Genomic DNA, 11,819 nt, shown 5'->3' with positions numbered 1-11,819 from the left:
GAAGCGCACCCCAGTGGCCAGGGTCGGTCAGAACCCCGGAAACGCCTCAGGCCCGCCCGGGTTTCCCGGACGGGCCTGAGGTGGCTGAGCCGCCTATCGGAATCGAACCGATGACCTATTCATTACGAGTGAATCGCTCTGCCGACTGAGCTAAGGCGGCACAACGCCACATGTCGTGTGCGGCGAAGCAGGAACCAGTCTAGCGCCTCTCACGAGTGGCACGTACAGGCTCACCCGAACCGGACACCGCACCGCCGTGTCACGCGCATTCCATACCGTCCTCGGGCACGGCGAGTTCCAGCAGGTACTCGTCGACGATCTCGTCCACGCACTCGTCACCCATCCGGTAACCCGTGTGGCCGTCGCCGTCTCTGGTGAGGAGGAACCCGGAGTCCAGCTGACCGGCGAGCGCCTCGGACCAGGCGTAGGGGGTGGCGGAGTCGCGAGTGGTGCCCAGCACCATGATCGGGTCGGCCCCTTGGGCGTTGAGCTCACCGAGCGGGGCCACCGCCTCCTCCGGCCAGAAGGCACAGGGAAGCGCACCCCAGGCGAGGGTCGGGCCGAAGATCGGCGACGCCTCGCCCGACGCGGCGGCCGCTTCCGCGTAGGCGCCCACCTCGCGGGGTGCCTCGGAGTCGGAGCAGTTCACGGCCATGAGCGCGGCGGTCGAGTTCTCGTACTCGGCCAGGTCACCGCGCCCGTACAGGTCGTCCCCGAGCAGCAGCAGACCGGTGCCGTCACCGTCCTCCACGGCCTCCGTGAGCGCCTCTCGCACCCGCGGCCACCAGTTCTCCGAGTACAGGGCGGCGAGCACGCCCAGTTCGGCGCGGGACCGGTTGACCTCGCGGCCGTCGCCGGTGGTACTGTCCAGCGGCTCCACGGCCGCACTCTCCAGGAAGGCGTCCAACTCCGCGATGCCCTCCTCGACACCGGTGCCGGAGTCACCGATCGGGCAGTCGGGCCGGGTCAGGCAGTCCTCCACGAAGGAGGTCAGCGCGGTCTGGAAACCCGTCGCCTGTTCCACGCTGACGCTCAGCTGGTCCTGGCTGGGGTCGATGGCGCCGTCGAGCACCAGAGCCCGCACCCGTTCCGGGAACTGCTCGGCGTACTGCGCGCCGATGTGCGTGCCGTACGAGGCGCCGAGGTAGGTGAGTTGCTCGTCACCGAGCAGGCCGCGCAGCATGTCCATGTCACGGGCGACGTCGGCGGTGCCGATGTTGCGCATGAGCTCGGGGTCGTTCTCCTCGCAGGCCTCCACGAACTCCCTGCTGTTGGCCTCGATCTCGTCGAGCCCCTCGGGGCTGAGGTCGGCGAGGTCGTCGGCACCCTCACCGTCCCCGTAGTCCGTGCCGAGGAAATCGTCGACCCCCTCAGCGTCCAGACAGGTCAGCGGGGTGCTGCGGCCCACGCCCCGGGGATCGAAGCCGACCACGTCGAAGTTCTCACGGACCGTTTCGCTGACCGAATAGGGCGCGTGGTCGACGAAGTCGTAGCCGGAGCCGCCGGGGCCGCCGGGGTTGACCAGCAGGGAACCGATGGCGTCGCCCTCGGCGGGGGCGCGCTTGACCGCGATCTCGATCCGCTCGCCATCGGGGTCCTCGTAGTCCAGTGGAGCCTCGAAGACCGCGCACTCGCTGTCAGGGAGGCCGCTCTCGCACTCCGTCCAGTCGAGCTCCTGCTCGGCGAAGTCCACCGGGGCCCCGTCCTCCGGAGTGCCGTCGCCTCCGCCGTCCGTCGTACAGCCGACCGCCAGCACCGCCCCGGTCAGCAGCACCGCCAACGAACCCCGAACCCTCGAACCCACCCGACACCAGCTTCCAGTCGCATCCTGTCCCGCACCATTGTCCCGGGGCGCTTCGCCGCCCTCACCCCGGGTCTGGTCACTCGAGCCCCGCGCCGGAGTCGGCACCGGCCCCGCCCGGGAAACCGCGCCGGGGCACGCAGGGGCCCACAGGAAGCACCAGGGGGCCCGCAGGGGCACGACCGGTCCCCGGTCGGCTACCCGGCCAGGAGCGCGGAGGTCATCGCCTCCATGGCGATCTGCGGGTGCACATTGGCCGCGATCCGCTCGCGGCAGGCCATGATCGCGTCGATCCGGCGCAGCGTGGACTCCGGGGTGCCGGAACGGGCGATCCGCTCCAGGTCTCCAGAGCGCTCCCCGGTGGACAGCTCCACGGTGGCGCCCACCTGCAGGGCGAGCACGTCCCGGTAGAAGGCGGCCAGGTCGAGCAGGGCTCGGTCGTAGGAGTCCCGCTTGATCCTGGTGGCCCGGCGCTTCTGCCGCTCCTCCAGGTCCTTGAGGGCGCCGGAGGCCCCGCGGACCGCCTTGGCCACGCCCTTACCGGTCGAACCTTCGCCGAAGGCCGCCTTGAGCTCGTCCTTCTCCTTCTCGTTGAGTGCCGTGGTGAGCGCCTTGGACTCCTCCTCGGCGATCTCGTACAGCCGGGCCGCGGAGGTGACGCAGGCACCCAGCCCGTCGAGTCGGGTCGGGATGGACAGGACCTCCTCCCGACGGCGGCGCGCCTCCGGATCGGTGGCCAGCTGCCGCGCCCGGTCGGTCCGCCCGGCGGAGGCACGGGCGGCGGCTTCGGCGGCCACGGGGTCCACGCCCTCGCGTTGGACGAGTGCGTCGACGATCTGCCGGGTACCCGGGGTGGCCAGGGTGACCATGCGGCAGCGGGAGCGGATGGTGATGAGGAGGTCGTCGGGTGTGGGTGTGCACAGCAGCCACACCGTCCGCGGCGAGGGCTCCTCCACCGCCTTGAGGAGGGCGTTCGAGGCGGCCTCGGTGGCCCGGTCTGCGTCCTCGAAGAGCACGATGCGGAAGTTGCCGCCGGAGGGCTTGGACCCGGCTCGGAGCACCAGGTCGCGGGTGGCGGCCACACCGAAGCTCAGCCCGCTGGGCCGCACGTAGAGGATGTCGGGGTGGGTTCCGGTAAGTACCTGGTGGCAGGAGTTGCAGTGCCCGCAACCCCCCTCGTCGCACTGGAGGGCGGCGGCGAAGGCCCGCGCGGCCTCTTCCCGGCCGGAGCCGGGTGGGCCGGTGAACAGCCAGGCGTGGGTCATCCCCGCCCCTGGCCCGCCCGCGAGGAAGTCGGCCGCGCCGTTGACGGCGTGGGTCAGTTGGGCGCTCGCCGTTTCCTGGCCGACAAGGTCGTCGAAGACCGTCAAGCTTCCCCCCTGGGCCGCATGGAATGTCTGGCTACCAGGATAGGAGCCGCGGACGACACCCGGACCGTTTTCCACAGGGACCGTTCCGCCGCTTCCCGCCGCCTTCCCGCGGCCGATTCGGTCAACGACGCGGACCGGTCCGCACCGTTGTCCGCACGGCCGAACCAGGTCAGAAGGCGTGCGGCGACGAACCGCGCTTCCGCCTCGGCCATCTCTCCCGGTACAGACGGCCGCACGGGGGCGCCGTCCACACGCTGAGGGGAAGCACATGTCGAAGGTACGCGGGATCGCCATGCTGATCGCGTCCGGGGCCGCCGTCGCCGGGATCGGAGTCTCCGGAACACCCGCCCTGGCTCAGAACGGCGCTCCCAGCAGCCCGCCGGAGGTCACGGCGTCCGTCGAGGCCTCGGAGTGGCCCGAACTGGAGGAGGGCTACGTCACCTGGGAGGTGACGGTCGTCAAGTACATCCTCCACGATCTCGGCTACTACGACGCCAGCAACGCCGACAAGCACTTCGACGAACGGCTGAGCGAGGCGGTCAAGGAGTACCAGCGGGACCGGAACATCCCGGGGAGCGGCGTGGTGGACGGCGAGACCTGGGCTGCGCTCACCACGGACCTGGTCGCGGTGGGGCAGGGCGACAGCGGCTACCGGGTACTGGCCGTCCAGTACGCGCTCGCCGCGGGCCACGGCTTCGACGTGCCGCAGGACGGCCTGTTCGGCCCGGAGACCCTGGATGCGGTGGTCGGCTTCCAGGACAGCGCCGACCTCCCGAACGACGGCATCGTCGGTTACACGACCTTCCAGGCCATCATGTCCACCGGCTGGTGACGACGGCGCCGGGCGGCGGACCGACGCGACCTCCAGCACGGAGTTGTCATCGGGGCCGAAGCAGGTCAGAAGGGCCGCCGGAGCGAACCGGTCGCCTCCGTCACGGATCTACCCAAGTAGAGACGGCCGCGGGGGCGTCGTCAACAAGCGGAAGGGAAAACCATGACGAAGGTACGCGGAGTAGCCATGCTGATCGCGTCCGGGGCCGTGGTCGCGGGCGTCGGGTTCTCGGGGGCCCCAGCGCTCGCCGACGGCCCGGACACGCCGCCAGAGGTGGTCGACACGATCGAGGCGGCCGAGTGGCCCGAGCTGGCGGAGGGGCAGAACCGCTGGGAGGTGTCGGTCGTCAAGTTCATGCTCTTCGACTTCGGCTACCTCGACGTCGTCCACGCCGACGAGCACTTCGACGAGCGGTTGACCGAAGCCGTCATCGACTACCAGACCGCCAAGGACATCGAGGCGGACGGCGTGGTGGGTGCCGCCACCTGGGAGGCCCTCAGCGACGACATGGGGCTCGTTCAGCCGGGTGACAGCGGCAACCTGGTGAAGGCTGTCCAGCAGGCGCTGATCAGCGGGTACGGCTACGACCTGTTGTTGGACGGCGAGTTCGGCCCGGCGACCGAAGCGGCCGTGCGCGACTTCCAAGCTGCACAGGGAATCGACGACGACGGCATCGTCGGCCCGATCACCTTCCAGGCCCTCATGACCCCCGACGACACCTCCGTCGACTGACCACCGGTCTCCGTGCCCCGGTCGGACGCGTGGGTCCCCGGCCGGGGCACGGCCATGCCGTCCCAAGCTTCGGGCGCTGGCGCCCCCAGGGTTCGGGCAGCTCGCCATCGGGTCGCAGGCAGGCGTCGGTGCCCTGCTCGGACCTACACCCCCTACCGTGACCGAACAGGGCTCGACACAACCCGGTCCCCCTCCCCCACAATGGAGCTTCGACTCCCCACGAGCACGGAGATCCCGTGAACCCACCTCCTCCGCACGGTTCGGGACCGCAGGGCTTCCAGCCGCCGCACGGCCCCGGCCCACAGAGCCCCCACCAGTACCCGTTCGGCTATCCCCCGCAGCCCGAGCCCCAAGGCTTGGGAACGGGGGCCAAGGTCGCTCTGGGCGGTGCCGCGCTGGGCACGGCCTTCCTCGTCCTCGCCGCTGTCGCCGCCTTCGTCCGGGTGCCCTCCGACGGCGCACCCACCGCCCAGGACGACCCCTCCGTTTCAGCAACGGACGAGGAGCCGGACCCGGACGACGCGGACCAGAACGAGGGCTCAGCCGAGGACGACAGCACGGACGAGTCCGCGGACGACGGGCCCGAGGGTCCGGGCACCCCTCCGGACTTCCCCGAGCACGACGTCCTCGAGGCGAGCGGCAGCGGTGACACCCTCGTCGAGGTGGAGCCTTCGTTCGACGACGTACGGATCATCTCGATGACCCACGAGGGGTCCGATGTGTTCAGTTTGTACGCCGGGGGATCCGACTCCGACTCCGCGGACCTGGTGGCCACCAAGCGAAGCCCCTACGAGGGCCGGATGCTGCTCACCACGATCTTCGAGGACGACATCGGCATGCTGAAGATCGAAGCCGACGGTGACTGGGAGGTCACCATCGAGCCGTTGACCCACGCGACCCCCTGGCGGGCGGACGAGAGCGAGTACTCCGACAGCGGCGATGACGTCCTCCAACTGCTGTGGTCCACCGGCACCTTCGCTTCCCTCAGCCTGAACCACGAAGGAGACAGGTACTTCAGTGTCAAAAGCCTCGCCGGGGAGAGCACCAACATCATGGCCAACGAACTCGGCGCCTACGAGGGGGAGGAGCCCCTGCAGGACGACGCGGACATCTTGGAGGTCGGGGGCGACGGTGAGTGGACCCTGACCCGCTGAGCGGGCCCTGACTGGACCGGGCTCCGGTGGGGAGTCCGACAGGACCGCCAACAGCCCGAAGGGCCCCTGCCGCGGCTCGGAAGCTCAAGGCGGCAGGGGCCCTCTGTGCACGGTCGGCTACTCGGGCTTGATCACCGGGATCATGCCGGTGACCGCCTCGGAGCCGGAGTCGACCGGGTCGGGCAGCAGCGGCCGCACACGGCGCTGGATCTCCCGCGTGATCTTCTCCTGCGGCTCGCGGGCGTCGAGCACCAGGTACCGGTCCGGGTGCTCCTCCGCGAGCGCGCGGAAGCCCTTGCGGACGCGGGTGTGGAAGTCCGCCGACTCGGACTCGATCCGGTCGGCCGGACCGCCCAGCCGGGAGAGGCCGTCCTCGGGGCGCACGTCCAGCAGCACCGTCAGGTCGGGGACCAGCTCCTGGGTCGCCCACGAACTGACCTCGCGGATGTCGTCCACCGCCAGGTCGCGCCCGGCCCCCTGATAGGCGAGCAGCGAGTCGACGTAGCGGTCGCTGATCACCACTGCGCCGCGGCGCAGCGCCGGGAGGATCTCCTGTTCGACGTGGTCGGCCTTGTCCGCCGCGTACAGGAGTACCTCGGCGCGGTCGGTGATGTGCGAGTTCTCGCGGTCGAGCAGGATACCGCGCAGCCGCATACCGAGCTTGGTGGCGCCCGGCTGGCGGGTGCCCACCGCCTCGAACCCCTGGTCACGCAGCCACACCGTCAGTTCGCGCACCTGGGTGGACTTGCCCGCACCCTCGCCGCCCTCGACGACGATGAAGGCACCGGTGATCCTGCTGTCCTCCTCCTCTTCGGGCTGCGGGGTGACCCCGCGCAGCGCCGCGAAGAGTTCGGGAAGCAGCCCGGGGCCGGCTTCGGGCACGTCCTGGTTGGCCTGGTGGTAGGCGACGAACGCCGCGACGAGGGCGATCAGGCCGCCCGCCATCAGAAGCAGGCCGCTGCCGTGCAGGTCGTAGCTGAGCGGGCCGCCGAGCGGGATCTCGTGGTCACCGGCGAAACCGGCGGCCAGCGGGGCCAGGACCGCTCCCCCGAGGAGCGCCAGTCGGCCCGTCCCGTGCAGGAGGGCGAACCCGGCTGCGCGCTGGTCCTCCTCCACCTCGACACTGACCAGCGACGTCCCGATTCCCCAGGCCAAGCCCGAGGCCAGGCCGAGCACGAGGACCAGGAGCGCGGTGAGGACCATGTCGGCGATCGCGCCGGAGAAGAGCAGGGCCAGACCGCCCAGGATGACGGCCAGCCCGTAGAGGCGACGCCGACTGAACTGCTTGAGGACGCGCGGGCCGGAGACCAGGCCCAGGCCCAGCCCCAGGAAGAGCGCGGCGACGAGGACACCGAAACCGGCGTTGCCCGCGCCGAGGTTCTCCACGTGCGGGCGCCCCACACCGAGGACGATGCCGCCCGCGGCGGCCGTGGCGGCCAGGCCGACGACCACGCCGCGCACGAGCGTCCCCGCACCGACCGCGGCGCGGCCTGCGAAGACGGCGCTCAGGATGTTCGCGTCGCGGTTGGGGCTCTGCGCCTCCTTGGACACCGTGTGCTTGGGCAGTGGCAGCCCGGCGACGACGATCGCCGCCACGAAGAAGGTGAGGGCGTTCAGGTAGAGGGCGACATCCGCCTCGGGGTTGGCCATGGTGGGCACGAGCGCGCCCAACACGTTGCTGACCGACGCCAGCGCGGCGAACAGCAGGGCCGCGACCGGCGCGGCGCCGTATGTGGCCAGGAGGGTCAGCCGGTTGGCCTGGCCGAGCATCCGTTTGGGCACGAGCGTGGGGATCGTGGCGTCGCGCGCGGGGGTCCAGAAGAGGGCGACGATCTCCGCGAGCAGGCTCGCGATCAGCAGCCACTCCAGCGCGAAACCGGAGAACATCAGGCCGACGACCGGGATGGAGACGTAGAGGAGGCCGCGGAGGACGTCTCCGGCGACCATCGTCCACCGCCGGTCCAGGCGGTCCGCGACGGCACCGGCGAGCGGGCTGAGGAGGACCGCGGGCGCCAGTTTGATGGCGACGACGCCGGTGACGGCGAGGTATTGGACGAGAGTGGAGCTGTCGGCCGTGAAGATGGCCGCGAGGGACACCAGCGCCAACAGGCTCAGCCAGTCACCAAGGCTGGAGAGGGAAAGCGAGACCCACAGCCTTCGGAAGGGTGTGATCGCGAGGACGTTCTGCGCCTCGGCCGGCGCTCCCAGGGGTGCAGATCTGCTCATAGCGCTCAAGATTATCGATGAGGGGGATAGGAACTGACAGGCATCAGTCACCTGTCCATGGAATCGGGGGATACGGGCGGGGGTCACACACGTTTCCGTGCCCCCATCCGTCACGCACAGCGTAGTACGCAAGATCATTCCCCGACAGGGGATGAAGTTGCGTATCCGTTGCAATACACGCGGGAACGCTCACCCGGGCGCCCCACGGAGGGAACGTCCAGGTGAGCGTCACTGCTCACCGCCGACTGCGGAGGCCCGTCCGGCCGTTGGCCGCGGACGCCGGTCAGGCCTCTTCGGAGGCCTTCTTGGCGGCCGTCTTCGGCTCGCCGGTCTTCTTGGCGGCGGGCTTCTTCGCCGCCGTCTTCTTGGTGGTCGTGGTCTTCTTGGCCGCGGGCTTCTTCGCCGGGGCCTTCTTCTTGGCCGGGGCCTTCTTCTTGGCGGGGGCCTTGGCCCGGCGGTCGGCCAGCAGCTCGGCGGCGCGTTCGTCGGTGATCGACTCGACCTCGTCACCCTTGCGCAGGGACGCGTTGACCTCTCCGTCGGTGACGTAGGGGCCGAAGCGGCCGTCCTTGACCACCATCTTGGCTCCCGACTCCGGGTCCTGTCCGAGCTCGCGCAGCGGGGGGGCCGCGGCACGGCGACCGCGCTGCTTGGGCTGCGCGAAGATCGCCTTGGCCTCCTCCAGGGTGATCGAGAAGATCTGCTCCTCGGTCTCCAGGGAGCGGCTGTCGGTGCCCTTCTTGAGGTAGGGGCCGAAGCGGCCGTTCTGCGCGGTGACGTCCTCGTCGTCGAGCTGTCCCACCACGCGGGGCAGGGACAGCAGGCGCAGCGCGTCCTCCAGGGTGACCGTGTCCAGGTCCATGCTCTTCAGCAGCGAACCGGTGCGCGGCTTGACCTTGGCCTTCGCCTTGCTCTTGGGCTTGGTCTCGCCCTCGGCGGGCGCGGCCTCCTCGATGACCTCGGTGACGTAGGGGCCGAAGCGCCCGGTCTTGGCCAGGACCGTGCGGCCGGTCTCGGGGTCGACTCCGAGATCCCGGTCGCCGCTGGGCTGGGCGAAGAGCTCCTCGGCCTTGGCCTCGGTCAGCTCGTCCGGCGCCAGGTCCTCCGGCACGTTCACGCGGGCACCGTCGCGGTCCAGGTAGGGACCGTAGCGGCCCACCCGCAGCACGATGTCGGTACCGGGCAGCGGGAGGGAGCTGACCTCCTTGGGGTCGATCTCGGAGAGGTGGTCGCCCACCAGCTCCTTGAGACCCATCTCCTCCTGGCCGTCGGCGTCCTGGCCGCCGAAGTAGAAGCGGCGCAGCCAGGGCAGGCTCTCGGCCTCGCCGCGGGCGATGCTGTCCAGGCTGTCCTCGAGGCGCGCGGTGAACTCGTAGTCCACCAGGTTGCCGAAGTGCCGCTCCAGCAGCTGCACGACGGCGAACGCCAGGAAGGACGGCACGAGCGCCGTGCCCTTCTTGAAGACGTAGCCCCGGTCGAGGATGGTGCCGATGATCGAGGCGTAGGTGGAGGGGCGGCCGATCTCCCGCTCCTCCAGCTCCTTGACCAGGGTGGCCTCGGTGTAGCGCGCGGGCGGCCGGGTGCTGTGCCCCTCGGCCTCCAGGCTCTGCGCCTTGACCGGGTCGCTCTCGGCCATCGGGGGCAGGCGGCGCTCACGGTCGTCCAGGTCCGCGGCGGGGTCGTCGGACCCCTCAACGTAAGCCTTGAGGAAGCCGTGGAAGGTGATGACCTTTCCGCTGGCACTGAACTCGGCGACCTCGCCGTTGGTGGAGGTCCCCTGAATCTTCACCGTGACGGACTCGCCGACCGCGTCCTTCATCTGGGAGGCGACCGTGCGCTTCCAGATGAGCTCGTAGAGGCGGAACTCGGGGCCGGACAGCCCGGACTGGGCGGGGGTCCGGAAGTTGTCGCCCGCGGGGCGGATCGCCTCGTGCGCCTCCTGCGCGTTCTTGACCTTCTTGGAGTACACGCGCGGCTTTTCCGGCAGGTAGTCGCCGCCGTACAGGCTCCGCACCTGGTTGCGGGCGGCCTTGATCGCGCTGTCCGACAGCGTGGTGCTGTCGGTACGCATGTACGTGATGTGCCCGTTCTCATACAGCCGCTGGGCGACCTGCATGGTCTGCTTCGCGGACAGGTTGAGCTTGCGGGACGCCTCCTGCTGGAGGGTGGTGGTGCGGAAGGGCGCGTACGGCGAGCGGCGGTAGGGCTTGCGCTCCACCGAGCTGACCGCGAACCCGGTCCCGGTCAGGCGCTCGGCCAGGCCGCGGGCGGCCGCCTCGTCCAGGTGGCGTACGTCGCGGTCGGCGCGGATGGTGCCCTGGGAGGTGAAGTCGCGGCCCGCGGCGATCCGCTTGCCGTCGACGGAGACCAGGGTGGCGGGGAACGTGGCGGGCCCGTCGGCAGCACCGGCCTCGGTGGCGTCGAAGACCGCCTTGAGGTCCCAGTACTCGGCGCTGGTGAACGCCATGCGCTCGCGCTCGCGCTCGACCACCAGGCGGGTGGCGACGGACTGCACGCGGCCCGCCGAGAGCTTCGGCATGACCTTCTTCCACAGCACGGGTGAGACCTCGTAGCCGTAGAGGCGGTCCAGGATGCGCCGCGTCTCCTGCGCGCTGACCAGACGGGTGTTCAGGTCACGCGTGTTGTTCTTGGCGTGCTGGATGGCGTCCTTGGTGATCTCGTTGAAGACCATCCGGCGGACGGGGATCTTGGGCTTGAGCTCCTCGCGCAGGTGCCAGGCGATGGCCTCACCCTCGCGGTCCTCATCAGTGGCGAGCAGGAGTTCGTCGGCCTCCGCCATGAGCTCCTTGAGCTTCTTGACGTGTGCCTTCTTGTCGGTGTTGACGACGTAGAGCGGCTCGAAGTCGCCGTCCACGTCGACACCGAGCCTCGCCCAGGGCTGACCCTTGTACTTCGCGGGGATCTCAGCGGCCTTGGTGGGCAGGTCACGGATGTGGCCGATGCTGGACTCCACGACGTAGCCGTGTCCCAGATAACCGGCGATGGTCTTCGCCTTGGCTGGCGACTCGACGATGACGAGAGCGGTCCCCGTCCCCTGACTTCCGTTGTCCTTCGAGCCGTTCTTGCCGGCGCTGCCCTTCTTGGGTGGCACGCTTTTTCCCCTACGTCTAGCCTTACGTGTTCTGTCGGCCGCGGTCCTTCGGTTCCGTGGGAACCGACAGTAACCGAACTACAGGACTCCCCCGTCGGTGAGCGGGCGCGGACGGCCCTCGCGGCGTGGACCCGCCGCGGACTCCGAACCTCCACCCACCGGCACCCGCAGAATAAGCGCTACCCCGACCGGTACCGGCCCGTAACGTGCGCTACCGACCGTGGCGACGCTCTCCTTCGGACCGACGCCCACTCGGACGAGCACCTCTAACACCCCGATCGGGTGACTTGCGTCACACTTGGGCGTTCAGAGTGTCCCTGCCTCCAGAATGCGGCGAGTCCTCCCGGATATTCCCGGGAGGACTCGGCTCACGTCCGGAACCCTGCGGTCGCCACCTCCACTCTCCCGCAGTCCACCGCGTTCCATAACGGAACGGGAGCGCGGAGGCGACTCACCACGATGCGTTTCCCACACACAGTGCTTCGGACGTGCACGGCACTTGGTGCCGTTCGCGGGGCACGGTCCCGGTTCACCGCTTCGCCGACCCTGGGAGTCCGGCTTCCCGCAGTCCACCGCGTTCCATAACGGAACG

Annotated in this window: 7 protein-coding genes and 1 tRNA gene; 3 read left to right on the top strand and 5 right to left on the bottom strand. The window is 69.9% G+C overall.

Annotated elements, in window-relative coordinates:
• Nucleotides 1-87 precede the first annotated feature (87 nt).
• The 3 genes from ACYVDG_RS23795 to ACYVDG_RS23785 form a co-directional block, all read right to left on the bottom strand.
• Nucleotides 88-160 (bottom strand) — tRNA-Thr (locus ACYVDG_RS23795).
• 99 nt (nt 161-259) lie between these two features.
• Entirely contained in the window at nt 260-1,804 is a 1,545-nt protein-coding gene (locus ACYVDG_RS23790; protein ID WP_460757805.1) for an alpha/beta hydrolase, read from the bottom strand.
• A 194-nt stretch (nt 1,805-1,998) separates the two neighbouring features.
• A complete protein-coding gene (locus ACYVDG_RS23785) occupies nt 1,999-3,171 on the bottom strand; it encodes a DNA polymerase III subunit delta' (RefSeq protein WP_460757804.1) in 1,173 nt (390 codons plus the stop codon).
• A 268-nt stretch (nt 3,172-3,439) separates the two neighbouring features.
• Here ACYVDG_RS23785 and ACYVDG_RS23780 point away from each other — a divergent pair, with 268 nt between their 5' ends.
• From ACYVDG_RS23780 to ACYVDG_RS23770, 3 genes are all read left to right on the top strand, one after another.
• Nucleotides 3,440-4,003 (top strand): peptidoglycan-binding domain-containing protein, encoded by a 564-nt coding sequence (locus ACYVDG_RS23780; protein ID WP_460757803.1) that lies wholly within the window; start codon nt 3,440-3,442, stop codon nt 4,001-4,003.
• Between the two features lie 162 nt (nt 4,004-4,165).
• Complete coding sequence (locus tag ACYVDG_RS23775; protein WP_460757802.1) at nt 4,166-4,735, top strand: peptidoglycan-binding domain-containing protein; 570 nt, start codon at nt 4,166-4,168, stop codon at nt 4,733-4,735.
• A 236-nt stretch (nt 4,736-4,971) separates the two neighbouring features.
• Nucleotides 4,972-5,889, top strand: coding sequence for a hypothetical protein (locus tag ACYVDG_RS23770; RefSeq protein ID WP_460757801.1), 918 nt, complete (start codon nt 4,972-4,974; stop codon nt 5,887-5,889).
• Between the two features lie 117 nt (nt 5,890-6,006).
• Here the strand turns inward: ACYVDG_RS23770 and tmk are convergent, their stop codons facing one another.
• Nucleotides 6,007-8,115: a dTMP kinase gene (gene tmk / locus ACYVDG_RS23765; RefSeq protein WP_460757800.1), complete on the bottom strand. Its 2,109-nt coding sequence runs from the start codon at nt 8,113-8,115 to the stop codon at nt 6,007-6,009.
• Between the two features lie 283 nt (nt 8,116-8,398).
• Entirely contained in the window at nt 8,399-11,227 is a 2,829-nt protein-coding gene (gene topA / locus ACYVDG_RS23760; protein ID WP_460757799.1) for a type I DNA topoisomerase, read from the bottom strand.
• Between the last annotated feature and the right edge of the window lie 592 nt (nt 11,228-11,819).

The sequence above is a fragment of the Nocardiopsis oceani genome (assembly GCF_054777395.1).
This window is presented reverse-complemented; position numbering and strand designations above follow the sequence as displayed.